General features: G+C 67.5%; 33 protein-coding genes. 23 read left to right on the top strand and 10 right to left on the bottom strand.

From position 1 onward, the window contains the following. Positions 1–28: 28 nt before the first annotated feature. The 9 genes from DYI42_RS10050 to DYI42_RS10090 all read right to left on the bottom strand — a co-directional run bounded on the left by DYI42_RS10050 (position 29) and on the right by DYI42_RS10090 (position 5,468). Positions 29–697: a DUF2459 domain-containing protein gene (locus tag DYI42_RS10050; protein ID WP_213545804.1), complete on the bottom strand. Its 669-nt coding sequence runs from the start codon at positions 695–697 to the stop codon at positions 29–31. A 2-nt stretch (positions 698–699) separates the two neighbouring features. Further along, positions 700–1,023 carry a DUF2004 domain-containing protein gene (locus DYI42_RS10055; RefSeq protein WP_213545805.1) on the bottom strand — a complete coding sequence of 108 codons (324 nt, stop codon included), beginning with the start codon at positions 1,021–1,023 and terminating at the stop codon, positions 700–702. A gap of 105 nt (positions 1,024–1,128) precedes the next feature. Then, a complete protein-coding gene (trhA, locus tag DYI42_RS10060; RefSeq protein ID WP_213545806.1) occupies positions 1,129–1,803 on the bottom strand; it encodes a PAQR family membrane homeostasis protein TrhA in 675 nt (224 codons plus the stop codon). 78 nt (positions 1,804–1,881) lie between these two features. After that, complete coding sequence (locus tag DYI42_RS10065; RefSeq protein ID WP_213545807.1) at positions 1,882–2,727, bottom strand: DUF305 domain-containing protein; 846 nt, start codon at positions 2,725–2,727, stop codon at positions 1,882–1,884. Positions 2,728–2,843: 116 nt separating this feature from the next. Continuing rightward, positions 2,844–3,410 carry a F0F1 ATP synthase subunit B gene (locus tag DYI42_RS10070; RefSeq protein ID WP_244867806.1) on the bottom strand — a complete coding sequence of 189 codons (567 nt, stop codon included), beginning with the start codon at positions 3,408–3,410 and terminating at the stop codon, positions 2,844–2,846. Beyond that, entirely contained in the window at positions 3,410–3,991 is a 582-nt protein-coding gene (locus tag DYI42_RS10075) for a F0F1 ATP synthase subunit B' (RefSeq protein WP_213545808.1), read from the bottom strand. The genes DYI42_RS10070 and DYI42_RS10075 overlap by 1 nt, the downstream gene beginning before the upstream one ends. An 80-nt stretch (positions 3,992–4,071) precedes the next feature. Continuing rightward, on the bottom strand, positions 4,072–4,308 hold the full coding sequence (locus tag DYI42_RS10080) for a F0F1 ATP synthase subunit C (protein ID WP_140015448.1): 237 nt from the start codon (positions 4,306–4,308) through the stop codon (positions 4,072–4,074). A gap of 55 nt (positions 4,309–4,363) precedes the next feature. Further along, the gene (locus DYI42_RS10085; protein ID WP_213545809.1) at positions 4,364–5,140 is read right to left on the bottom strand and encodes a F0F1 ATP synthase subunit A; all 777 of its coding nucleotides are present in this window, start codon (positions 5,138–5,140) and stop codon (positions 4,364–4,366) included. Between the two features lies 1 nt (position 5,141). Further along, positions 5,142–5,468: an AtpZ/AtpI family protein gene (locus DYI42_RS10090; protein ID WP_213545810.1), complete on the bottom strand. Its 327-nt coding sequence runs from the start codon at positions 5,466–5,468 to the stop codon at positions 5,142–5,144. 206 nt (positions 5,469–5,674) lie between these two features. Between DYI42_RS10090 and DYI42_RS10095 the strand changes: the two genes are divergently transcribed. Continuing rightward, on the top strand, positions 5,675–6,022 hold the full coding sequence (locus tag DYI42_RS10095; protein ID WP_213545811.1) for an ArsR/SmtB family transcription factor: 348 nt from the start codon (positions 5,675–5,677) through the stop codon (positions 6,020–6,022). 81 nt (positions 6,023–6,103) lie between these two features. Here the strand turns inward: DYI42_RS10095 and DYI42_RS10100 are convergent, their stop codons facing one another. Next, positions 6,104–6,988, bottom strand: a complete 885-nt coding sequence (locus DYI42_RS10100; RefSeq protein WP_213545812.1) for a LysR family transcriptional regulator — start codon at positions 6,986–6,988, stop codon at positions 6,104–6,106. A 326-nt stretch (positions 6,989–7,314) separates the two neighbouring features. On the opposite strand from DYI42_RS10100, the gene DYI42_RS10105 reads away from it, so the two are divergent. The 22 genes from DYI42_RS10105 (at position 7,315) to DYI42_RS10210 (ending at position 20,510) form a co-directional block, all read left to right on the top strand. Then, on the top strand, positions 7,315–8,319 hold the full coding sequence (locus tag DYI42_RS10105; protein WP_244867808.1) for an amidoligase family protein: 1,005 nt from the start codon (positions 7,315–7,317) through the stop codon (positions 8,317–8,319). Beyond that, entirely contained in the window at positions 8,316–9,029 is a 714-nt protein-coding gene (locus DYI42_RS10110; RefSeq protein WP_213545813.1) for a gamma-glutamyl-gamma-aminobutyrate hydrolase family protein, read from the top strand. Before DYI42_RS10105 ends, DYI42_RS10110 begins: the two co-directional genes overlap by 4 nt. Before the next feature lie 71 nt (positions 9,030–9,100). After that, positions 9,101–9,592: a hypothetical protein gene (locus tag DYI42_RS10115; RefSeq protein ID WP_213545814.1), complete on the top strand. Its 492-nt coding sequence runs from the start codon at positions 9,101–9,103 to the stop codon at positions 9,590–9,592. Beyond that, on the top strand, positions 9,589–10,062 hold the full coding sequence (locus DYI42_RS10120) for a hypothetical protein (RefSeq protein WP_213545815.1): 474 nt from the start codon (positions 9,589–9,591) through the stop codon (positions 10,060–10,062). Before DYI42_RS10115 ends, DYI42_RS10120 begins: the two co-directional genes overlap by 4 nt. Further along, positions 10,059–10,625: a hypothetical protein gene (locus DYI42_RS10125; RefSeq protein ID WP_213545816.1), complete on the top strand. Its 567-nt coding sequence runs from the start codon at positions 10,059–10,061 to the stop codon at positions 10,623–10,625. Before DYI42_RS10120 ends, DYI42_RS10125 begins: the two co-directional genes overlap by 4 nt. A 186-nt stretch (positions 10,626–10,811) precedes the next feature. Next, positions 10,812–12,317 (top strand): signal recognition particle protein, encoded by a 1,506-nt coding sequence (gene ffh / locus DYI42_RS10130; RefSeq protein ID WP_213545817.1) that lies wholly within the window; start codon positions 10,812–10,814, stop codon positions 12,315–12,317. 4 nt (positions 12,318–12,321) lie between these two features. Then, entirely contained in the window at positions 12,322–12,843 is a 522-nt protein-coding gene (locus DYI42_RS10135) for a GNAT family N-acetyltransferase (RefSeq protein ID WP_213545818.1), read from the top strand. A 1-nt stretch (position 12,844) separates the two neighbouring features. Beyond that, a complete protein-coding gene (locus DYI42_RS10140; protein WP_213545819.1) occupies positions 12,845–13,414 on the top strand; it encodes a GNAT family N-acetyltransferase in 570 nt (189 codons plus the stop codon). After that, positions 13,411–13,947, top strand: coding sequence for a GNAT family N-acetyltransferase (locus tag DYI42_RS10145; protein WP_213545820.1), 537 nt, complete (start codon positions 13,411–13,413; stop codon positions 13,945–13,947). Before DYI42_RS10140 ends, DYI42_RS10145 begins: the two co-directional genes overlap by 4 nt. Beyond that, positions 13,944–14,477, top strand: coding sequence for a GNAT family N-acetyltransferase (locus DYI42_RS10150; RefSeq protein WP_244867810.1), 534 nt, complete (start codon positions 13,944–13,946; stop codon positions 14,475–14,477). Before DYI42_RS10145 ends, DYI42_RS10150 begins: the two co-directional genes overlap by 4 nt. Beyond that, the gene (locus DYI42_RS10155; protein ID WP_213545821.1) at positions 14,474–15,142 is read left to right on the top strand and encodes a GNAT family N-acetyltransferase; all 669 of its coding nucleotides are present in this window, start codon (positions 14,474–14,476) and stop codon (positions 15,140–15,142) included. The genes DYI42_RS10150 and DYI42_RS10155 overlap by 4 nt, the downstream gene beginning before the upstream one ends. Then, complete coding sequence (locus DYI42_RS10160) at positions 15,135–15,434, top strand: chorismate mutase (protein ID WP_213545822.1); 300 nt, start codon at positions 15,135–15,137, stop codon at positions 15,432–15,434. Before DYI42_RS10155 ends, DYI42_RS10160 begins: the two co-directional genes overlap by 8 nt. A gap of 46 nt (positions 15,435–15,480) precedes the next feature. Then, positions 15,481–15,891, top strand: coding sequence for a 30S ribosomal protein S16 (gene rpsP, locus DYI42_RS10165; protein ID WP_213545823.1), 411 nt, complete (start codon positions 15,481–15,483; stop codon positions 15,889–15,891). A 51-nt stretch (positions 15,892–15,942) separates the two neighbouring features. Next, the gene (locus tag DYI42_RS10170; RefSeq protein ID WP_213545824.1) at positions 15,943–16,698 is read left to right on the top strand and encodes a hypothetical protein; all 756 of its coding nucleotides are present in this window, start codon (positions 15,943–15,945) and stop codon (positions 16,696–16,698) included. A gap of 125 nt (positions 16,699–16,823) precedes the next feature. After that, complete coding sequence (locus DYI42_RS10175; RefSeq protein WP_213545825.1) at positions 16,824–16,967, top strand: hypothetical protein; 144 nt, start codon at positions 16,824–16,826, stop codon at positions 16,965–16,967. Next, on the top strand, positions 16,964–17,467 hold the full coding sequence (gene rimM / locus DYI42_RS10180; protein ID WP_213545826.1) for a ribosome maturation factor RimM: 504 nt from the start codon (positions 16,964–16,966) through the stop codon (positions 17,465–17,467). The genes DYI42_RS10175 and rimM overlap by 4 nt, the downstream gene beginning before the upstream one ends. Before the next feature lie 4 nt (positions 17,468–17,471). Then, on the top strand, positions 17,472–17,870 hold the full coding sequence (locus tag DYI42_RS10185; protein ID WP_213545827.1) for a hypothetical protein: 399 nt from the start codon (positions 17,472–17,474) through the stop codon (positions 17,868–17,870). Beyond that, entirely contained in the window at positions 17,863–18,297 is a 435-nt protein-coding gene (locus tag DYI42_RS10190; RefSeq protein ID WP_213545828.1) for a VOC family protein, read from the top strand. The genes DYI42_RS10185 and DYI42_RS10190 overlap by 8 nt, the downstream gene beginning before the upstream one ends. Next, on the top strand, positions 18,297–19,121 hold the full coding sequence (trmD, locus tag DYI42_RS10195; protein WP_213545829.1) for a tRNA (guanosine(37)-N1)-methyltransferase TrmD: 825 nt from the start codon (positions 18,297–18,299) through the stop codon (positions 19,119–19,121). Before DYI42_RS10190 ends, trmD begins: the two co-directional genes overlap by 1 nt. 95 nt (positions 19,122–19,216) lie before the next feature. Continuing rightward, a complete protein-coding gene (locus tag DYI42_RS10200) occupies positions 19,217–19,819 on the top strand; it encodes a hypothetical protein (RefSeq protein ID WP_213545830.1) in 603 nt (200 codons plus the stop codon). A 75-nt stretch (positions 19,820–19,894) separates the two neighbouring features. Continuing rightward, on the top strand, positions 19,895–20,068 hold the full coding sequence (locus DYI42_RS10205) for a hypothetical protein (RefSeq protein ID WP_213545831.1): 174 nt from the start codon (positions 19,895–19,897) through the stop codon (positions 20,066–20,068). A 247-nt stretch (positions 20,069–20,315) separates the two neighbouring features. Beyond that, the gene (locus DYI42_RS10210) at positions 20,316–20,510 is read left to right on the top strand and encodes a hypothetical protein (RefSeq protein ID WP_213545832.1); all 195 of its coding nucleotides are present in this window, start codon (positions 20,316–20,318) and stop codon (positions 20,508–20,510) included. The last annotated feature ends 104 nt before the right edge of the window (positions 20,511–20,614 follow it).

Below are 20,614 nucleotides of genomic sequence, written 5' to 3' on the forward strand. Positions count from 1 at the left end.
CATCGGGGCGGTGGGCAGATTGCCTATCCTACGGGCCGTTCCACCAGAGCGAGAGGGTGACGGCGTAGGGTGTGGGTGTCCAGGCCCCCGCCGGGTGGCCCGCAGCGCGCAGGGCGTCGGTGATCCAGGTGTTGCAGGTGCGAAAGAGGTGGAAGCGGCCATGGGCGGCGAAGAATGCATCGGTCTGGCTGAAGCCTGCGCCGTGGATCGGCGGGCCGGCGCGGGTTTCGGCGATGAAGGCGAGGAGGGCGCTGTATTGGCCTGCCGTGAGGGTGAGGCGCGGGTAGTCGAACCCCTCGGGCAGTGGGCCATAAACCTCGACGCGCAGAACCGAGGCATCGCCGGTGGCGGCCTTCAGCACGGTGGAGGCGGCCACGTCGGCATAGGTTCCGGCGGTGGTGTAGAACCCGGCGGAACCCCACCCGACAACGAAGTGCCGCACGCCCGGTGCCGCCACCGGCACGCCGCCTTCTCTGGCGAAAGCGAGTGCAGCGCGAGTTTCCTCGGTGGCGGGCAGGATGAAATCGTAGTGGATCCGCCCGGCGATCAGCCCGATCTCCACCGGCGGCCCCTCCCCCGGCGCCACATTGGCCATGCGGCCCGGCACCAACCCGCCCAGCGCGGCGGCGGCGAGGTAGAGCAGCAGAGCGGCGAGCGGCCAGAGCAGGACGCGGCGCAGGAGGCGGGCGGCGCGCATCGTCAGCTCTCCATGCTGACCTCGGCAACGGTGTCGCCCTCGAAGCACACCGAGAGCAGATAATCCGTCACCTCGCCGGGGAGGCTGAAATCATATGTGTCCACCACGCCGTCTTCCTCGGCCTCCCAAGACCCAACCAGGACGAGGGCGGAGAGCACCTGCGCGGGCGTGGGCTTCTCGGCGCAACAGAACCCAAGCCAGTAAACCGGCTCCAGCGCGCCAAGGTGGTGAGAGTCGAAGAGCGTCGGGCCGTACGACCCCGCCTCGGTGCCGTGCAGCGCCGCGGTCCTGGCCCGCGTCGCCCGTTCCTTGCTGTCACCCGCCACCGCTGCCCTCGTCCCCCGCACCACGTTGGGACGCAGGCTGGCACGGTGGCCGGGAGGCGGCAAACCAAAAATGGAATGCGCCGCAGGCGCGCAATTTAACAGCAGTCACACCGCCGATTGCGCGGCGTGCATGAAAACTGCGACGAAGAAGACGATGGAGGCGACGGCGACAAAGAAGTGCCAGATCGCGTTGTGAAAGCGCATCTGCCCGAGCATCAGGAAGAGCGTGCCGGCCGAGTAGAGCCCGCCGCCCACCGCCATCAGCACGATTACCGGGGTAGAGGTGACGGCTAGCAGATCCTGTCCGCCGATAAGCACCGCCCAGCCCATGCCAAGGCAAAGGCCCACGCCCACTGCCGTGGGTCGGCGCGGCAAGGCGAAGTTGGCCACGGTGCCCACCACCGCCAGCACCCAGATGAACACCAGCAGCCCCTGCCCTGCCCCGGCCAGGAGCGCGAAGGGCGTGTAGGTGCCCGCGATCTTGAGGTAGATCGCCGACTGATCGAAGCGAAGCAGGGTGCGCCGCCACTCCGGGCGCGGCAGGTGGTTGTAGAGCAGCGAGCAGGTGAGCATGGCAATCAGCGTGCCCCCATAGATCGACACGCCGGTAATGCCCATCGCATCGCCGCGCCAGACCGCCGTGAGGGTGATGAGCACGGGCACCGCCCCCACCGCCAGCGCAAGGGCCGCGATATGCACCCAGGCATCCGTCAGCAGTTCCGCCCGGCTGTAGGGCCTAGAGGCGTGGGGCAGGATTGCAGCATCTGTCGCGTGAGTCATAGCTTTAACCTATGCCCCCGGCTCGCTCCTGCAACCATAATTGCCCCGGCCTAAGAAAACGTGACTTCCGTTGCCCGATCATTGGGCACAGGACCAGAAGCCGCGATATCCGCGCGTCGGCCCCTGCGCGATGGCAAACACCAGCGCCGCATCGGAGCGGAAGCTCGCGTCCTCGCCCAGCGGCGTCACGGTCACTGCGAGCCTGTCCGCCTCGAAGCGCCCATCGCCGCCGCCGAGCCGAAGGTAGGTGCCGTTGAGCAGCATCACCGCCATGTCGCCCTCAGCGCTTGTCCAGAGTATCGGCGTGTCGGCCTCGGTCTGGCGAAAATTGCAGCCGCCGGTCGGCCCCTCGACCAGTTCGGCGGCCTCGGCGGCGGTCAGCGGGGCGGGGTAGAGAGTGGAGAGGCGCAGAGTGCTCAGTGCTCCTTCGACGCTGCCGGGGACGGGCGCAGGATCTTGGTAGGCGCGGTCAACGGTCCGGCCCGCTTCAAGCTCGGCGATGAGCCAGCGCATCTCGGCGATCTCTCGGCGCTGCGCGGCGATGATGCCATCGGCCAGATCGCGCACCCGTGCGTCCTCGATATCCGCGCGCCCCGAGGTCATCACCGCGATCGAATGATGCGGGATCATCGCCCGCATGTAGCTGAGGCCGCCAACCGTGGCCTGGCTGCGCACCAGCCAGAGCGTGAGGGCGAAGACCACCGCCGCGCCTGCAAAGATGGCCAGCTTCAACACGCGACCCTGATACATCGCCCACATGAACCCCATCATGATCGCCGCCATCACAGCGCCCATCAGCAGCGCCATGTAAAGCCGCGTTTCCGAGAAGAAGACGTGCCCGAGCGCGTAGGTGTTGAGATACATCAGGGCAAACATCACCACGGTCGAGGTGGCGATCATGGCGGCGAAGCGGGTGTAGGTCATCGGGGGCCTCCTGCGGTGTCATCTGACACCTCAACCCCCCTCCAGTGCTGGAAGGTTCCGAAAAAGGCAAACGGCCGCCCGAGTGGGGCGGCCGCTGCGAAGGGTTCTCGGCGCGCTCAGTGCAGTTTGGCACCGGCCTCGTCGATGGCGCTGTCGATCAGCTTGTTGGCCTCGGCGTCGCCCATCTGCTTGGCGATCACGTCACCCGCCGCGGCCACGGCCACCTGCACCGCACGATCACGCACGGAGCGGACGGCGGAGGCTTCGGCAGAAGCGATCTGGTCATCGGCAGCAGCAAGGCGGCGAGCGATGGATTTCTCCAGGTCGGCCTTGGCCACCTCGGCGGCGATCTTCGCCTCCTCCTTGGCGTGGGCCACGATGCGCTCGGCCTGCTCGGCCACCTCGGCCTGCTTGCGCTCGAAGGAGGCCAGAACTGTCTGGGCTTCCTCACGCAGGGCGCGGGCCTCGTCCAGCTCGGCACGGATCGTGTCGGACCGCTTGTCGAGCATGCCTGCGATCATCGAGGGCACCTTGAAGAACAGGAGCACGCCGATGAAAAGCAGGAAGGCAACGAGCACAACGAAGTTGGAGTTGCGCAGTGAGAAGGCCGGGCCGGAGGCCGCCAGCACGGGCGAGGCTGCAAGGGTGATGGCAGCGGTGGTGAGCCAGAAGCGGATCATCATCACGAGGCTCCTTTCAGCCGGGCTTCGACGGCGGCGTTTACCGCCTTGGCATCGGCCTTGCCGCCCAGGGCCGCGACAATCTCGCCGGCCGTGTCCTTGGCGACCTCTTCGGCAGAGGCCAGTGCGCCTTCGCGGATCTCGGCGATCTTTGCCTCCGCCTCCGACGTACGGGCGGCGATCTCGGCATCGGCCTTGGCGATGGCGGCGTCGACCTCTTTCTGCACCTCGGCCTTGGCGTCGGCGGCAATGGCCTGCGCCTCGGCGCGGGCATCGGCCAGCGCCTTTTCGTAGGCTTTCTCGGCCTCGGCGGCCTTCATCTTGAATTCTTCGGCTGCCGCGATGTCATTGGTGATCGTGCCCGAGCGCTCGGCCAGAACCGCGGCGATGCGCGGCAGGGCGATGCGGCTCAGCACGAAGTAGATCGCGACGAGCGTGACGAGGAGCCAGAAGATCTGGTTGGGGAACCAGTCGAAGCACAGCTGCGGCATGCCGATGGCGCCGCCATCGGGCCCGACACAGCGGCCAGCCGCCTCGATATCGGCGGGGCTGACGTGCTCGGCTACAGAGTTTTCAGTTGCCATGGGCTCTCTCCGGAAACCTTTCAGGGACACCGGGGGACGCGGATCGCTGCCCCCCGGCCGTAAGGATCAGAAGGTTTGCCTCAGACGGCGAACATCAGCAGAAGCGCGACGAGGAACGAGAAGATCCCCAGGGCTTCCGCGAAGGCGATGCCGATGAACATGGTGGCCGTCTGGCCGCCGGCCGCAGAGGGGTTGCGCAGGGCGCCAGAGAGGAAGTTGCCCACCACGTTGCCCACACCGATGGCAGCGCCGCCCATGCCCACAGAGGCAAGGCCTGCACCGATGAAAGCACCCATTTGAACGATATCGCCTTCCATGTCGAATTCTCCTTACGTTGGAATTGGCTAGAAACTTGAGATCCTGTGCCCCGGCTCAGTGAGACGGGTGCAGCGCGTCTTTCAGGTACACGCAGGTCAGGATGGTGAAGACATAGGCCTGGATGAAGGCCACGAGCAGCTCGAGCGCGTAGATCGCGGTGATCGCCAGGATCGACAGCGGCGTGACCGCGATGCCGACGGCGGAAAACAGGATCAGCGGGGCAAAGGCTGCGAAGACTTTGATCACGGCGTGACCGGCCATCATGTTGCCCATCAGACGGATGGAGTGGCTGACGGGCCGCACGAAGTAGCTGATGACCTCGATCAGCGCCAGGATCGGGCGCAGCGCGAGCGGCGCGGAGGAGACCCAGAACAGCTCGAGGAAATGCGCGCCGTTCTTCACGAAGCCGATCACGGTGACCGAGATGAAGACGAAGAGCGCCAGAACCACCGTGACCGCGAGATGCGAGGTGGTGGTGAAGGCATAGGGCAGCAGGCCCAGCATGTTCGCCAGCAGGATGAACATGAACAGCGTCATGATGTAGGGGAAGTACTTCAGCCCATCCTTGCCGCAGACATCCTCGATCATCTTGTGCACCAGGCCATAGGCCATCTCGGCGATCGACTGGCTGCGGGTGGGGATGACCGCGCGGCGGCGGGTGCCGATGACCAGAAGCAGGATCACGCAGAGCACGGTCAGCGCCATCCAGAGCGTCACGTTAGTGGGGGTGTACCAGGCCACCGCGCCGTCCCCGAAGAGCGGCTTGACCATGAACTGGTCCATCGGGTGGAATGCGAGGCTGTCCTCTGCGCCGTGGGCTTCAGTCGCCATTTCAGTCCCTCTTCTCGTCCTCTGCCCGCGCTTTCGGGGCGTTTTGGAACTCTGCGGCCGTGCGCATCATCACGCGGACACCGGCGGCAAAGCCCAGCAATGTGAACACCACCAGGAAGAGGGGCAGCGTGCCGAACAGCACGTCGAGCCCATACCCGACAGCAACGCCGATCCCGAGGCCCGAGACCAGCTCGATCACCATGCGCCAGCCCTGCGAGGCGGCGTGGTAGTGATCGTCTTTCGGAGGGGGCGGCGCGTATTTGGCTTTATGCGCCGCGAGCTTGGCGTTCAGCTCGTGAAGTCGCTGCTCGTCGCCCGAGCCGGCCATGCATGTGCCCCCTTCGACAGTTGGGCGGAACCTAGAAAGCGGGGCGGGTAGAGTCAATTGGCTGAATTTTCGCTCAAGTCATTGATTTTAATAACGAGCGCCAGCCTGTCGCAGGGCTGCACGCGCCATCCCTGACCAATCAAGAGCCCGTTTGCATATTCAACCAAACGGTTGACGATTGCGCGGGGCCGCCCTACCGCTGCCGCATGGCCCCGCGTCCGCGCCCCTCGCTCGATACCGTCTTCGCCGCCCTCGCCGACCCCACGCGGCGGGCGATCCTGACGATGTTGCTGGAGGATGACATGGCGGTGACCGACGTGGCCGAGCCCTTCGAGATGAGCCTTGCGGCGATCTCCAAGCACCTCACCATTCTCGCTGGCGCGGGGCTGATCACGCAGGAGAAGCGCGGGCGGGTGAAATGGTGCAAGCTGGAGCCCGACGCGATGAAGGGCGCAAGCGTCTGGATGCAGGGCTTCGGCCAGTTCGAGCCGGTCAATCTCGATGCCTTCGAGCGGTTCCTGGGCACGGAGCTGGGACTCGGCAGCGAGGAGTAGCCGGGCGGGGCTGCTCTGAAGGGCCCGCTCGGTCCTCATCGCAGGTGCGACTAAGACCGCGAAGGCCGATGAGCTGCCTGCTCAGAAGCTGCCCGGGTCGAAATCCTCCTTGAGGTGGGTAAGGATCGACTGAACCTTGGCCGTGCGGTGCAGATCCACGTGCGTTACCAGCCAGACGGTCGCTGTCCACTCGGGCTTGGAGGGCATCATCTGCACCAGGTCCGGCGACCGCTCGCCCATGGCCACCGGCAGGAAGCCCACGCCAGCCCCCGCGCGGATCGCATCCACGACCGAGCGCTGCGCCGAGGCGCGGTAACTTATGCAGCGGTCGGGCACCATCTCGTGCAGCCAACGATAGAAGGGCGCGCGGCTTTCGCGGTCATCCTCCGTCACAAAGCGGTGCCGGGCCATGTCGCCTTCGTCGAGCGCGCCCATCTCTGCCACGTAATCCTGAGTGGCATAAAGCGCGTGGCTCAACTCGAAAAACTTCTGCACCACGTTGTCAGGCTGGTCGGGCCGCTTTCCGGCGCGAATGGCCACATGGGCCTCGCCATACTCTAGCCGGAAGAGCCGCTCGTCGGTCATGAAGCGCAGCACCACCTGTGGGTTGGCGCGGCTGTAGCGGGCCAGCGTGGCGGAGAGCGAGGGCGAGAGCGACGGGATCGAGGTGACGATCAGCTCGCCCGTCACCTCCTCGCCCCGGCCCTTGATCCGGCCCGCAAGCTGCGAAAACTGGTCATCGGTGGCCTTTGCCACCTGCAACAGGTCCAGTCCGGCCTCGGTGGCGGTGTAGCCCCGCGCGTGGCGCTGGAAAAGCTTGGTGCCCAGCCGCTGCTCCAGCGCGTCGATGTGGCGGATCACGGTGGCGTGGTGCACGCCCAACGCATCCGCCGCGCCCGACACTGTGCCGACCCGCGCCACGTGGTAAGCGGTGCGCACCTCGTCCCAGGCATCAAGGCTGTTCATCCGTCGCCCTCCGGCTGTAATCTGTTCACCGTCCAACATGAACCACGACCTTCCTGTTATCTGTGCGCTTTCGCAAGGGCTGGCGGCTCGGGTAACCTGAACCGTTCAGTATAGTTTATCATCTCTTCCCCCATGCGCAAGAAGGCACCGCAGAATTTTGCGGGTATCAAGTCACATCCTGCCAAAACCCCGGATCGTGAGGTGGTGTGAGCTATACGCGCGGGGGCGCGCTTTTCTTCGCGGCAAAATAAGAAAAGCGCCCATCCGATTTGCGCAGGGGCGGCAGGTTGCATGAAACCGGATGGGCTGCGGTGCGTTCTTGGGTCATGCAATCGCTCGCCCAGATGATCCCCGTAGATCGCCCGCTCCCCCTGCCCCGCACGAAAACCGCCGAGGGCGATCCGCGCCACATTGGCGTGGAGATCGAATTGGGCGGCCTCGACGAAGCGGAGGTGGCCCGGATCGTGGCGGAGACCTGCGGCGGCACGCCACACCAGACCGCAACCTTCGACTGGCTCGTGGAAGGCGGTCCGCTGGGGGACGTTGAGGTTTACCTCGATACATCGTTCCGCAAGGACGGCGGCACGCTGGTGGAGACGGCGATCGAGACGGCACGGGGCGTGCTGCCGGTGGAGATCGTGACAGCGCCGGTCGCCCCGGACGAAATTGCAACGCTCGACACGCTCTGCGCCGCCTTGCGCGACGCAGGCGCCCGTGGCAGCCGGGACGGGGTGCTGCTTGGCTTCGGGGTGCACTTCAACCCGCAGGTGGTTTCGACCGAACTTGACGACATACTTCCCACCCTGCGCGCCTTTGCCCTGCTTGAAGATACACTGCGCGCGATGGACCCGATCGACCCCTCGCGCCGTGCCCAGCCCTTCGTGGACCGCTGGCCCAAGACGTTGGTGGACGCTCTGGCTGAGGGCGACTTCGCCGATCTGGCGGCGCTGATCGACTGCTATCTGGAAAACGCGCCCTCGCGGAACTACGACCTCGACGCGCTGCCGCTGTTCATGGAGATCGACGCGGAGAAGGTGGAAGCGGCGGAGCACGGGCTGGGCGGCGTGTCAGCGCGGCCTACCTGGCACTACCGGATGCCCGACTGCCGGGTGGACGAACCGCAATGGTCGCTGGCCTACGAGTGGAACCGCTGGGTGCTGGTCGAGGAGGTGGCCCGAGACAGCGCGCTGCTAGAGAGCCTTGCCGCCGAGTGGGCCCGGCACCGCGACGAAGGGTTGCTCTCGCGCCGCAGCGACTGGGCCGAACGCGCCGGGGCCATGGTGGCCGAGGCCGGGCTGATGCCGAGCCAGACCCGCGACAACGCGGCATGACCCCCACCATCGCCGTCACCCTCTCTGCCCGCTCTGCATGGCGGATTTTTCCGCTGATGTGGCTGGGCGTCCGGCTGGCCGGAGGGCGGGCGGTGCGTTGGGTAGAAGAGTCGCAGATCGACCTCGCCGCGATTGACGGGCTGCTGATTGGCGGGGGCGATGACATCTCGCCCGATCTCTATGGCGGCAAGCTGGTGGGCCGCGCCCGGCTGGACCCGGCGCGGGACACGCTTGAGCGGCGGCTGGTGGAAGCCGCGCGGGCCGAAAACCTGCCGGTGTTGGGCATTTGCCGGGGCAGCCAGATGATCAACGTGGCTCTTGGCGGAACGCTGGAGCAGGATGCCTATGGGCGCTGGGGCTCGCGCGAATACAGCACCGTGCTGCCGCGCAAGAGCGTTGCAATCGAGCCGGGCACGCGGCTGGAGGCGCTGGCGGGGCCGGAAGAGATGAAGGTGAACGCGCTGCATAGCCAGGCGGTGGACCGTCTGGGCGCGGGCCTGCGGGTAGCCGCCCGCGACGAGGGCGGCATGGTGCAGGCGGTGGAGCGGGTGCGTGACCCCTTCATGCTGGGCGTGCAGTGGCACCCCGAACACCTGCTCTATGCCCGCCGCCAGCGCGCGCTGTTCTCCGCGCTGGTCGAGGCTGCGCGCGCCCGTGCTGAGGCAAGGATGCAGGGCCGCGCGGTGGATGCGGTGGCACAGGAAGCCTGAACCGCCGCAGCGGCCTTGACGCGCCGCCCGCCCCGGTCCTCAATGCCTGCAATGGGAGAGGACACCCTCAGATGACATCCGGGCCTGCGCATCCCACCCGGCTGATCCTGCGTAATCGCCGGGCACCGCAGGGCTGGGAAATCGGCCTTTCCGTGGCGGGCACCGGGCTGGTGCTGGCCGGGCTTCTGCTGCGCGGCGCCCCGCTTGGGCCGCTTCTGGGCATTGCGGGCGTGCTCGCCGTCCTGCCGCTGTTATGGGCCACCCGCCCCGGCCCGGTCACCGTGATCGACCGTGCGGCGGGCAGGATCACCGAGAAGAACGCGCTTGGCCGGGTCACGCGCAGCGCGGAGTTCAAGCGGATCGACGGCGTGGGCTGCGACCGGGTCAGCCTGCCCGCGCGCACCCCGGACGGGCCCGGTCTTGTGATCCATCGCACGGTGTTGCTGACCGGCGGGGCCCCGGTGCCGGTGCGCGGCTTCGGCGCGCCGGGCCCCGCGCGCGAGTTGAAGGCCCAAATCGAGCGCTGGCTGGCAGAGAGCCCGACCCCGCAGGCGGCCCTGTGAAGATCATCGAAAGCACGGCAGACCGGCTTGTGCTGCGGGCCAGCGGCATCTGGACGGGCCTCCTGCTGCTTGGGATCGCGCTCATGTGCCTTGGCTTCGCCCTTGCCGATATCTTCGGGGAGCGCGGCGAGAATGGCGGCTGGTTCGCCCTGCCGGTGGGGCTGCTGTTGCTTCCCTTGGCGATCCTCGCGCTCCTCAGCCCGGTCGAATATGTGCTGAACCGCGCCGACGGCTCCCTCCTGCACATCCGGCGCGGGCCGTGGGAGCGGGTGCTGAAGCGCCACGAGGTGCCGGGCCTCTCCCGCGCCGTGGCCGAGAAAGTGGCGCGCAGCACCGGACGAGGCGGCAAGACCTGGCGGGTGCGGGTGCTGAGCGGGGGCCAACCGGTGACGCTGACAGCCGCAGGCGGGCGCCGCCGCGCCGAGCGATTGGCGGATACGGTGAACGGCTGGTTGGGCGTGCAGGGATGAAAGTGCTGTCGGAGACGCCGGACCGGCTGGTGCTGCAACAGGGCGCGGGCCGGGCGCCGGTGGTGATCTTTGCCATCGTCGCCGTGGTCTTTCTTGCCGGGTTCATCGCGATCGCCGCCGCGCCGTCCAGCGGCATGCCCATCGTCCTGTCGGTCGGCGGCGCGCTGATGGCGCTCTTCGCGCTCGCCTGGACCTATATCCTCGCTGTCGCCACGCACACCACCGAGATCACCTTCGACCGGCGGGCCGACAGCATCGCCTTTCGCCACCGGGCCGTGCTGCGCGCCCGGCACGAAGGCATGGCACTGTCGGAGATCACCGGCGTTGCGGTGGAGCGGCTGAAGCGGGAGTTTCGCCAGAAGGACGCCAGCGGGAGGTATCAGGATGTGACCGACATCTGCTTCCGCCCGCTGCTGCTGACCGAGGCCGAGCCGGTGCCCCTCTTCACCACCTTCACCAATGAAGACACCGCCAGAGAGCCCGCCCGCGCGGTGCTTCACTGGCTTCTTGGCGAGGACAGCGCCGAGCCGCCCGTGCTTGACTCGTGGGGCGCGTCGACTTAAACGCCCACCTATCTCCGGAAGTCTTTAACGCTTCCGGTCCTGCGACCTTCAGGATCGCCCCCCGTCAGCGAGTTTCGCCCACGGGGGCATCTTTGCATTGCAGGTTGCGTTTTGAGCCGTCCGACCCATCTGGGGAGGGCATACCCTGACTGGGCCTAAGGAGGCCCGCCTTGAAGGAGCCAGAGCATGTTTGAAAATCTGAGCGAACGTCTCTCCGGCGTCTTCGACCGGCTCACCAAGCAGGGCGCGCTTTCCGAAGATGACGTGAAGACCGCGCTGCGCGAGGTGCGTGTGGCGCTGCTGGAGGCGGACGTTTCGCTGCCCGTGGCCCGCGACTTCGTGAAGGCGGTGCAGGAAAAGGCCACCGGGCAGGCGGTGACCAAATCCGTCACCCCCGGCCAGCAGGTTGTGAAAATCGTTCATGACGAGCTGGTTCATGTGCTGGAGGGCGAAGGCGAGCCCGGCGAGCTGAAGGTCGATAACGCCCCTGCCCCGATCCTGATGGTCGGCCTGCAGGGCGGCGGTAAAACCACCACCACCGCCAAGATAGCCAAGCGGCTGAAGGAGAAGCAGGGCAAGCGGGTGCTGATGGCCTCGCTCGACATCTACCGCCCCGCCGCCATGCAGCAGCTGGAGGTGCTGGGCCGCCAGATCGGGGTCGATACCCTCCCCATCGTCGAAGGCCAAAGCGCCGTGCAGATCGCCAAGCGCGCCCAGCAGCAGGCGACGATGGGCGGCTATGACGTGTACATGCTCGACACCGCCGGTCGCCTCCAGATCGACGAGAAGCTGATGGGCGAGGTCGAGGACGTGCGCAACGCCGTCACCCCGCGCGAGACGCTTCTGGTGGTCGACGGCCTCACCGGCCAGGTCGCCGTGGAGGTGGCCGAGGAGTTCGACGGCAAGATCGGCATTTCCGGCGTGGTGCTCACCCGGATGGACGGCGATGGGCGCGGCGGTGCGGCGCTGTCGATGCGCGCGGTGACCGGCAAGCCGATCAAGTTCGTCGGCCTTGGCGAGAAAATGGAGGCACTGGAAGAGTTCCGCCCCGAGCAGATCGCCGGGCGCATCCTCGGCATGGGCGACATCGTGGCCCTCGTCGAGAAGGCGCAGGAGACCATCGAGGCCGAGCAGGCCGAGCGGATGATGAAGCGCTTCCAGAAGGGTCAGTTCAACATGAACGACCTGCGCATGCAGCTTGAGCAGATGCTCAAGATGGGCGGCATGGAAGGCATGATGAAGATGATGCCCGGCATGGGCAAGATGGCCAAGCAGGTGGAGGAGAGCGGCTTTGACGACACCATCTTCCGCCGCCAGATCGCGCTAATCCAGTCGATGACCAAGAAGGAGCGGGCCAACCCCGCGCTGCTTCAGGCCAGCCGCAAGAAGCGGATCGCCAAGGGCTCGGGGCAGGAGGTGTCTGACCTCAACAAGCTGCTGAAGATGCACCGGCAGATGGCCGATATGATGAAAAAGATGGGCAAGGGCGGCATGCTGAAACAGGCCATGAAGGGCATGTTCGGCAAGGGTGGCCCGAGCGAGGCCGACATGGAAGCCGCGCGCGCCCAGATGGCGGGCGGCAAGATGCCCAAAGGCCTTGGTGGCATGGGCGGCATGCCCGGCGGCGGCCTGCCCGGCCTAGGCGGCGGCGCCCTGCCCCCCGGCCTTTCGGGCTTCGGGAAGAAGAAGTAACCCGATGTCCACCGCCCCCACTCTGACCACCGAGCGCCTGCGCCTGCGCCCCTATCGGATCGAGGATTTCGAGCCGCTGGCGGCGCTGATGGCGTCGGACTGGTCTGTGCATATGGGCGGGCCGTTCGGGCGGCAGGAAAGCTGGGCCTATTTCGCCTCCGAGGCCGCCAACTGGGCGCTCAGGGGCCATGGCGGCTGGTCGGTGGAAACCGAGGATGGCACGCTTGCCGGGCAGGTCTCCCTCAACCGGATGGCGCATTGGCCCGAGGTCGAGCTGGGCTGGACGGTCTGGCCCGCGTTCGAGGGTAAGGGCATTGCTTTCGAGGCCGCCACGGCGGCGCGCAACTGGGCCTTTGGCTCGGGAGGGCTGGAAACGCTGGTGAGCTACATCGCCCCCGGAAATGCCCGCTCGATCGCCTTGGCCGAGCGACTGGGCGCGACACATGACGCCGCCGCCCCGCTGCCCGACGGCGAAACGCCCGACGAGACCCACGTCTACCGTCACCCTCGTCCGGAGCACGCCTGAGATGCCCGAGATGAACCGCGCCCCGCATGAACGCCCGATCCCCGGCGCCGCCGCCAAGCTCGCCGCTCAGGTGAGCGCACTGCTGCCAGTGGCCGACACGGCGCGCACTCGCCTGCGCCCAGCCACGTTGGCGGATTTCGACGTGTTTGCCGAGATCGCCTGTGATCCGGTGCGCGCCAAGGGCCTCGGCGGCGTGCAGGACCGTGACGGCGCTTTCCGCGAGTTTGCCGCCATGGTTGGCTGCTGGCTGCTGCGCGGCCACGGGCTTTGGGCGGTGATGCACGAGGGCGCCTGCGCCGGGTTCGTCCAGATCGGTTTCGAGCCGGGCGACGAGGAGCCGGAGCTGGGTTGGTTTTTCACCGAAGCCTACGAAGGCAAGGGGCTGGCCCGCGAGGCCGCCGAGGCCGCGCGCGAGATCGGCTTCTGCCTGCTCGGCCTGCCCTCGATGGTGAGCTACGTCGACAGCTTCAACAGCCGCTCCAACGCGCTGGCCAAGCGGCTGAACGCCGACCGCATCCCCTCGCCCAACCCCGACCTGTTCATCTGGCGGCACAAAAGGCCGAAGCAATGATTCCGACGCTGGAAACCGAGCGCCTGATCCTGCGCGCCCCCGACATGGGCGACTTCGAGCCTTTCGCGGCCTTCTACGCCTCGGAGCGGAGCAAGTTCGTGGGCGGCCCGCTGGACCGCGAGGGCAGCTGGCGGATGCTGGCGATGGAAATCGGCCACTGGACGCTGGCGGGCTTCGGGCGTTGGATCGTCGATGTGAAGGAGGGCGCGCGCACCGTGGGCCTCGTTGGCCTCTTCGCGCCCGAGGGCTGGCCCGAGCCGGAAATCGGCTGGGACTTGTTCGCCGGCCATGAGGGCAAGGGCTATGCCACCGAGGCCGCTCTGGCCGCCCGCGCCTATGCCTATGACGTGCTGGACTGGCAAACCGCGATCAGCCTGGTGAAACCCGGCAACGAGGCCTCAGCCCGGGTGGCCGAACGGATGGGCGCGCGGCCTGACGGCGATTTTACCCACCAGCGCCACGGCCTCGTGCACATCTGGCGCCACCCCGGCCCCGAGGCCTCTACCGAAGGCGGGATGGAGGCCTACGCATGAGCCGCATGTCCGCGCTGAACATCCCGGTGATCGAAACCGAGCGCTGCATCCTGCGCGCGCCGGAAGAGCGTGATTTCGAGGCCGCCGCGGCCTTTGGCGAATCCGAGCGCTCCAAATGGGTCGGCGGCCCCTACCCGCGCCGGGCGGCCTGGGGCGTGCTGCTGGCCTGCATCGGCCATTGGGCGCTGCGCGGCTACGGCCAGTGGATGATCGAGGATCGCGCCACCGGCGAGGCCGCCGGGCGCACCGGCTTTCTGTTCAACGACGGCTGGCACGAGCCGGAAATCGGCTGGTGGCTGCACGATGGCTTCGAGGGCCGCGGGCTGGCCTTCGAGGCGACGCAAGCCGCGCTTGCCTATGGCGCAGAGCACTTCGGCCTCGACGGCCCGATCTCTTACATCCGGCAGGGCAACACCCGCTCGGCCGCCCTGGCCGAGCGCCTCGGCGCCACGCCCGAGCGCGAGGTGGAGTTCTTCGATGCGCCCTGCATGATCTGGCGCCACCCCAATCGCGCGGAGGCCGCCGCATGACCGAGGCCGCAACCTTCACCGGCAACCCGCTGGAAAACCCGCTGACCATCCCCGGGCCGCGCCCGGTAACGATCCCGACGCTGGAGACCCGGCGGCTCAGGCTGGAGCCGCCCAAGCCCGAGGATTACCCCAACTTCAAGGCCACCTTCGCCTCCTACCGGAGTCGCTTCATGGGCGGGCCGCTTAATCCTTACGAAAGCTGGATGCTCTACGCCGCCGAGATCGGGCACTGGCAGATCCGGGGCTTCGGCATGTGGATGATCCATCTCAAGGAGACGGGCGAAACCGTGGGCATGGCCGGCGGCTGGGCCCCGGCGGGCTGGCCCGAGCGCGAGATCGCCTGGATCATCTGGCCCGAGAAGGCCGGCAAGGGCTACGCGCTGGAGGCCACCGATGCCGCGCGCCGCTTTTTCTACCAGACCCAGGGTTGGGAAGGCGCGGTGAGTTACCTCGACCCCTATGACCTCAGCTCGATCAAGCTGGCCGAGCGGCTGGGCTGCAAGAAGGACAAGGAGGCGCCCACGATCGGAAACGACGAGGCCGCCGTCTATCGCCACCCCTCGCCGGCGGCGCTGCGGAATACCCAGATCGAGGACGGTATCGCGCTCGAGATCGAGCACCACATCGACCCGATCTTCAAACACAAAGGAGGGGCCGTTGACTGACGATACCACATTGCGCGCGGCAGAGCTGCTTAAGGGCCACCGCGAAAGCATCGACCGGCTCGATGCCATCCTCGTCTACACGCTGGGCGAGCGCTTCAAGCACACCCAGGCCGTGGGCGTGCTGAAGGCCGAACACGACCTTCCCCCGTCCGATCCCGCCCGCGAAGCGGTGCAGATCGCGCGGCTCGAAGACCTTGCGAAACGGGCCGACCTCGACCCGGAATTCGCCAAGAAATTCCTGAACTTCATCATTCAGGAAGTCATCCATCACCACGAGGCACACCAATCGTAGGGGCACGGCCCCTCACCACGACAGCCATTCCAAAGGAGAACTCACAATGGCCATGAAAATTCGTCTTGCACGCGGCGGCTCCAAGAAGCGCCCGTTCTACTCCATCGTCGCCGCCGACAGCCGGATGCCCCGCGACGGCCGCTTCAAGGAGAAGCTCGGCACCTACAACCCGCTGCTGCCCAAGGACAGCGAAGAGCGCGTGAAAATGAACATGGAGCGCGTGCAGTTCTGGCTCGACCAGGGCGCCCAGCCCACCGACCGGATCGCCCGGATGCTCGAAGCCGCCGGCGTGCGCGAGAAGACCGAGCGCAACAACCCCAACAAGGCGAAGCCCGGCAAGGCCGCGCAGGAACGCGCTGAAGAGAAGGCCGCCAAGGCCGCTGCTGCCGCCGAGGCCGCAAACGCCCCGGCCGAAGCGCCCGCCGAGGAAGCTGCTGCCGAAGAATCCGCCGAGTAATCGGCGGTGGCAGGGGCCGCGCGGGATCTGCCGGTGCGGGCGGTTGTCCACATGGGCTTTCACAAGACCGGGACGACCTCTGCCCAGGCCTTCCTGCGCGCCAACGCAAAGCACCTCTGGCCAGTGATGGCCCTCGGGCTCCGGCAACAGCTGGAGCCCGTTCTTTTTGCGACACGCGGGTTTTCCACCTGGCGCGACCCGCTGTCGCTGGAGAAGATCCGGCGGCGCTTTGCCGACTACCTGGCCGGGCTGGACCTGGGGCGCAAGCGGGGCCTGCTGGTGTCTTGCGAGGAGCTCGCGGGCCATATGGCCGGTCGGTCGGGGCTGCCCAGCTACGGCGCCACACCCGAGATCGCCCAGGTGCTGGAGGCCTGCGTGGTCGAGCGATTCGGGGCGGACGCGGAGCTGACCTTCGCCTTCACCACCCGTGCGCCGGGGCCATGGATGCGCAGCGCATGGGCGGAGCATGTGAAAAGCTCGCGCATGGAGTTGGATTTCGACGCATTTGCAGAGGCCAACCCGGAGGCCGCCGATTTCGAAGCGGTGCTGGCGGCAACGCGGGCGGTGGTGCAGGCCCCGGTCGAGGCGTTCCGGCTGGAGGAGATCAGCGGGGCCGCGTTTGGCCCTGCCACCCCGCTGCTCGACCTGATGCGCCTGCCTGGCTCCCGCCGCACCAGGCTCCAGCCGCCGCGCCACATGAATCGCCGCCGCGACCCCGAGACGCTTGACCAGCTCCTCACGCTCAACCGCTCCGAGCTGGACAAGGAGGCGCTGAAACGGGCGAAGGACGCGCTGCTGGGCCGCTAGGGGCTGCTCTTCAAGGCCTGCCGGCCTTTCATCGCAGCTGCGAAGAGGGCCCGAAGGGTCCGATGAGCGGCCCCGCGCCGCGAGCCGCTTGCCCCGCCCCCGGAAAATCCACTAACAACGCGCGCATGTTCTGGCTCCTGCGCAAGCTTCTCATCCCCGCCGCCGCCTTCGCCTTCGGCTATGCCGCGCATTGGCAACTCTCGGTCGATGCCTGCGAGGCCGAGGGCGGCAGCTACGCAGCGCGGCTTTGCATCGGAGACGGGCGATGAGTGATGATATGATCTGCGTCGGCGCCATCGGCGGAGCCTTCGGGGTGCAGGGCGAGGTGCGGCTGAAGAGCTTTTGCGCCGAGCCGTCCGACATTGCCGACTACGGGCCGCTCGCCACCGAGGATGGCAAGCGGCAGTTCACAGTCACTCTCACCCGTCCGCTGAAGGGCGCGCTTGGGGCCCGGCTTTCCGGCATATCCACCAAGGAAGAAGCCGACGCGCTGAAGGGCACACGGCTCTACGTGCCGCGCGACCGGCTCCCGGCCCTGCCCGACGACGAGTTCTACCATTCCGACCTCATCGGGCTGGCGGTGTTCGACAGCGGCGGTGCCGCCCTCGGCGAGGTGCTGGCGGTGCATGACCACGGCGCGGGCGACCTGCTGGAGATCCGCCGCGCAGGCGGCAGCGACAGCTTCCTCCTGCCCTTCACCCGTGAAGCGGTGCCTACGGTGGACCTCGCCGCAGGCCGCCTTGTCGCCGACCCGCCCGAGGAGCTCTGAGGCCATGCGCCTCCGGCTTTTCTGGCTTGCCATCGCCGCGCTCTATGCCGCCCCCGTGTTGGCCGGGCTCACCGGCGCGGGCTGGGGGGCATTGGTCGGGTTCGCGCTGATTTTCGTGGCCTTCAATGCGCTGATGGAGCGCATTCCGCCCGAACCCCTGCTTGCGGCGGCCTCCGTCGCCGTGGTCGCTGCGCTGGCACTGGTGCTTCTGGCCTTCGGCTGGGGCCTGCGCGCCCTGACAGGGGTCGAACGCCTCCTGCCCCTCTGGCCCTGGCTCGCACTGGAGGTTGGAGCCACCGCGCTGGCCCGCTTTGTCGTGCCGCCGCAGCTAGGCCGCGAGATGGACGCGCTGATCGACGACGCGACCCGGCAGGTCCAGGACATGGGCAACGAGGATGACTAGCCTTACCCCAGAGTTCGGCTGCACCGATGCGGTGGCTTCGGTGGCGTTCTACGCAGAGGCGCTCGGCTTCACGGTGGAGTATGCCCGCCCGGCGCAGGGGTTCTATCACCTCACGCGCGAAGGCAGCGCGCTGATGCTCGAACAGCTCGGGCCGGACAGCTGGGCGCTGGCCCCGCCCGAGCCGCCGCTGGGACGCGGCATGCATCTTCAGATCACCATTGACGACGCCCCCGCCCTCGCCGCGCATCTGACCGCGCAGAGCGTGCCGCTCTTTCGCCCGCTGGAGGAAGCGTGGTATCGCGACGGTGCCCGCTGGCACGGGCAAACCCAATTCGTGGTGGCCGACCCCGAGGGCTACCTGCTGCGCTTCGCGAGCCCGCTGGGCACCGTTACGGAGCGCCCGACCACAGGCAGGATCGTGGACTGATGAGCGACACACCCAAGCCTTCGGGCAAATCTCACGGCGCCAAGTCGCATGGTCGGCTCTCGATCTCGGCCTCGCGCACGCCGCGTGACCTGATGGGCCCGGGCCCGCGTCTTTCCACCGCCTGGACCGCCAAGATCATCACCCTCTTCCCAGAGGCCTTCCCCGGCGTGCTCGGCCAGTCGCTCACCGGCCGGGCGCTGGAAGAGGGGAAATGGGCGCTGGAGACGATCGGGCTGCGCGACTACGGCAAGGGCCGCCACCGCAACGTGGATGACACGCCCGCAGGCGGCGGCGCGGGCATGGTGCTGCGCGCCGACGTGGTGGGCGAGGCGCTGGAAGATGCCGCGCGGGGCACCCCGGAACGGGCAGAATGGCCGGTGCTCTATGCCTCGCCGCGCGGCAGGCCGTTTGACCAGGCCATGGCCCGCCGCCTGGCCGCCGGGCGCGGGTTGACGCTGCTGTGCGGGCGTTTCGAGGGCGTGGACGAGCGGGTGCTGGAAGAGTTCGAGGTGGAGGAGGTGAGCCTTGGGGATTTCGTGCTGACCGGCGGCGAAATCGCGGCGCAGGCGATGCTCGACGCCACCGTGCGGCTGTTGCCCGGTGTGCTCGGCAACGAGGCCTCGACGGAGGAGGAAAGCCACTCCAACGGGCTGCTGGAGCATCCGCAATACACCAAGCCCGCCACATGGCGCGGGCGGGCGATCCCCGAGGTGCTGCTGTCGGGGCATCACGGGCGGATTGCCGCGTGGCGGCGCGAGATGAGCGAGGCGCTCACGCGCGCCCGCAGGCCCGACCTGTGGAAGGCCCGTGACGGCGAACGCTGAGCATGCCGCCCCGCGAATGCCCGGCGCACGCCACGCATTCGCCCCGATGTTAACCGAGTGTCCCGGGCGCGAACTGTAGCTTTTGAGGCAAATCGGTGGAAAAACTGCAAGATATCCGGGGCCTGACCCTCGGGGTCGTCCTGCTTTGCGGGTTGATCTATGCCGTTCCGGACGCCGCTTTCGCCCTTGGAACAACCCTTCTGGTCATGCTGATCCTCGCGATGTTGCGCGAGTTTGTCTGGCCCGATCACATGGCCCGGCAACGGGTCGAGGCGCGGGCCGACCGGGCGGCGAGCAAACGGCGCCAGGCCGACGACGTCTCAACAACCGATGGCAAGGACGCGCGGCCCAATGGCCCCGGCGCCGCCGAACTGCACCAGCGCCGCGTGATGCGTGGCGATCCGGCGGTGGTGAAGCCGGGCCTCATCGCGGAGGGCTGGGTGCCCTTCCTCCAATCCATGTCGCCCGATATCCATCTGTGGAACGACGTGGCAACGGATTTCGACCAGTTCTACGGCGACCGGCTCGATGCCGCCTTCTGGATCCTCGAACAGCCCGCCTGCGACAAGGCCACGGCCTGGCAGTTCATCGCAGGGGCCGTGTGCCGAGACGTTCTCGTGCAGGACGGGCGGTGGGGCTACGAGAAGGCCGTAATGCGCTGGAACGCGGCCGTCACGCGCTGGAACGTTGGCTTCTAACGCCACCACGCCCTGCCGCTGACGGGCCCTGCGGCCGAAGAAATCCGGCGGCTCAAGCCGAGCCAGTTCGAGTCGATGCTGTTCGAGGTGGAGAAGGCCTGCAATCGCAAGCTGCCCCGCCCGAAGTGGCCGCTGGGGCTGAACGCCCCCACCGGCACGCTTGAGCATTCCACCCGCTCGCCCTGGGCCTTCTCCGAGGCGTTCGGGCTGCACAAGCGGTTCATCCCGCGCGCCGATACGGCGGCCTGACCTCCGCTGGCCGAGCGGCGCGCCGCGCCTTCCCTTTCGTTCGCATCCCAACGCTTTGCGCCAAACCAGCGCCGAGACAGTCCCGACGGCGCTTCACGCTCGCGTCAGGGTTGCCACGGGCCTGGTTCAACCCCCCGCAGCCAAACACACCGTTTCCCATCGCGCGGCGCGCCGCCAAGCCTATGCCACCCTCTTGCCCGGATTCACGGGCATACCAGAGCGAAACCCCCAACCCCACAAGAGCCCCGTGAAGAACAAAATCGCAAACCTGCCCCTCGCCACCAAGGCCCTGCTGGCCACCCCCGCGGCACTTCTCTTGGTGATGCTCATCATCACCACACCGATGATCGGGGTGCCGCTCGCGGCGATCCTGCTGCTGTTCTTCCGGCCGGAGTTGTTGAGCCTGCGCTGGTGGAAGAGTTTCCTTCGACAAGGGCCGTAACCTCACGCGGCCCGCCGGGCCGCGACGCGTAACCGGTTCCGTCGCCATGCCAGTCGGTGCAGACCATTTTCGCACGGGACTGACGACACGCCACCTAGTGGCCA

This window comes from Vannielia litorea (genome assembly GCF_018424695.1).
In the GTDB taxonomy this organism is placed as follows: domain Bacteria; phylum Pseudomonadota; class Alphaproteobacteria; order Rhodobacterales; family Rhodobacteraceae; genus Vannielia; species Vannielia litorea_A.

Excerpts from the sequence above, each read along its gene's own strand:
- DYI42_RS10050 (WP_213545804.1), bottom strand. The coding sequence starts at position 697 with ATGCGCGCCGCCCGCCTCCTGCGCCGCGTCCTGCTCTGGCCGCTCGCC.
- trhA (WP_213545806.1), bottom strand. The coding sequence starts at position 1,803 with ATGACTCACGCGACAGATGCTGCAATCCTGCCCCACGCCTCTAGGCCC.
- DYI42_RS10065 (WP_213545807.1), bottom strand. The coding sequence starts at position 2,727 with ATGACCTACACCCGCTTCGCCGCCATGATCGCCACCTCGACCGTGGTG.
- DYI42_RS10070 (WP_244867806.1), bottom strand. The coding sequence starts at position 3,410 with ATGATGATCCGCTTCTGGCTCACCACCGCTGCCATCACCCTTGCAGCC.
- DYI42_RS10075 (WP_213545808.1), bottom strand. The coding sequence starts at position 3,991 with ATGGCAACTGAAAACTCTGTAGCCGAGCACGTCAGCCCCGCCGATATC.
- DYI42_RS10080 (WP_140015448.1), bottom strand. The coding sequence starts at position 4,308 with ATGGAAGGCGATATCGTTCAAATGGGTGCTTTCATCGGTGCAGGCCTT.
- DYI42_RS10085 (WP_213545809.1), bottom strand. The coding sequence starts at position 5,140 with ATGGCGACTGAAGCCCACGGCGCAGAGGACAGCCTCGCATTCCACCCG.
- DYI42_RS10090 (WP_213545810.1), bottom strand. The coding sequence starts at position 5,468 with ATGGCCGGCTCGGGCGACGAGCAGCGACTTCACGAGCTGAACGCCAAG.
- DYI42_RS10095 (WP_213545811.1), top strand. The coding sequence starts at position 5,675 with ATGGCCCCGCGTCCGCGCCCCTCGCTCGATACCGTCTTCGCCGCCCTC.
- DYI42_RS10100 (WP_213545812.1), bottom strand. The coding sequence starts at position 6,988 with ATGAACAGCCTTGATGCCTGGGACGAGGTGCGCACCGCTTACCACGTG.
- DYI42_RS10105 (WP_244867808.1), top strand. The coding sequence starts at position 7,315 with ATGCAATCGCTCGCCCAGATGATCCCCGTAGATCGCCCGCTCCCCCTG.
- DYI42_RS10110 (WP_213545813.1), top strand. The coding sequence starts at position 8,316 with ATGACCCCCACCATCGCCGTCACCCTCTCTGCCCGCTCTGCATGGCGG.
- DYI42_RS10115 (WP_213545814.1), top strand. The coding sequence starts at position 9,101 with ATGACATCCGGGCCTGCGCATCCCACCCGGCTGATCCTGCGTAATCGC.
- DYI42_RS10125 (WP_213545816.1), top strand. The coding sequence starts at position 10,059 with ATGAAAGTGCTGTCGGAGACGCCGGACCGGCTGGTGCTGCAACAGGGC.
- ffh (WP_213545817.1), top strand. The coding sequence starts at position 10,812 with ATGTTTGAAAATCTGAGCGAACGTCTCTCCGGCGTCTTCGACCGGCTC.
- DYI42_RS10135 (WP_213545818.1), top strand. The coding sequence starts at position 12,322 with ATGTCCACCGCCCCCACTCTGACCACCGAGCGCCTGCGCCTGCGCCCC.
- DYI42_RS10140 (WP_213545819.1), top strand. The coding sequence starts at position 12,845 with ATGCCCGAGATGAACCGCGCCCCGCATGAACGCCCGATCCCCGGCGCC.
- DYI42_RS10145 (WP_213545820.1), top strand. The coding sequence starts at position 13,411 with ATGATTCCGACGCTGGAAACCGAGCGCCTGATCCTGCGCGCCCCCGAC.
- DYI42_RS10150 (WP_244867810.1), top strand. The coding sequence starts at position 13,944 with ATGAGCCGCATGTCCGCGCTGAACATCCCGGTGATCGAAACCGAGCGC.
- DYI42_RS10155 (WP_213545821.1), top strand. The coding sequence starts at position 14,474 with ATGACCGAGGCCGCAACCTTCACCGGCAACCCGCTGGAAAACCCGCTG.
- rpsP (WP_213545823.1), top strand. The coding sequence starts at position 15,481 with ATGGCCATGAAAATTCGTCTTGCACGCGGCGGCTCCAAGAAGCGCCCG.
- DYI42_RS10170 (WP_213545824.1), top strand. The coding sequence starts at position 15,943 with ATGGGCTTTCACAAGACCGGGACGACCTCTGCCCAGGCCTTCCTGCGC.
- DYI42_RS10175 (WP_213545825.1), top strand. The coding sequence starts at position 16,824 with ATGTTCTGGCTCCTGCGCAAGCTTCTCATCCCCGCCGCCGCCTTCGCC.
- rimM (WP_213545826.1), top strand. The coding sequence starts at position 16,964 with ATGAGTGATGATATGATCTGCGTCGGCGCCATCGGCGGAGCCTTCGGG.
- DYI42_RS10185 (WP_213545827.1), top strand. The coding sequence starts at position 17,472 with ATGCGCCTCCGGCTTTTCTGGCTTGCCATCGCCGCGCTCTATGCCGCC.
- DYI42_RS10190 (WP_213545828.1), top strand. The coding sequence starts at position 17,863 with ATGACTAGCCTTACCCCAGAGTTCGGCTGCACCGATGCGGTGGCTTCG.
- trmD (WP_213545829.1), top strand. The coding sequence starts at position 18,297 with ATGAGCGACACACCCAAGCCTTCGGGCAAATCTCACGGCGCCAAGTCG.
- DYI42_RS10205 (WP_213545831.1), top strand. The coding sequence starts at position 19,895 with ATGCTGTTCGAGGTGGAGAAGGCCTGCAATCGCAAGCTGCCCCGCCCG.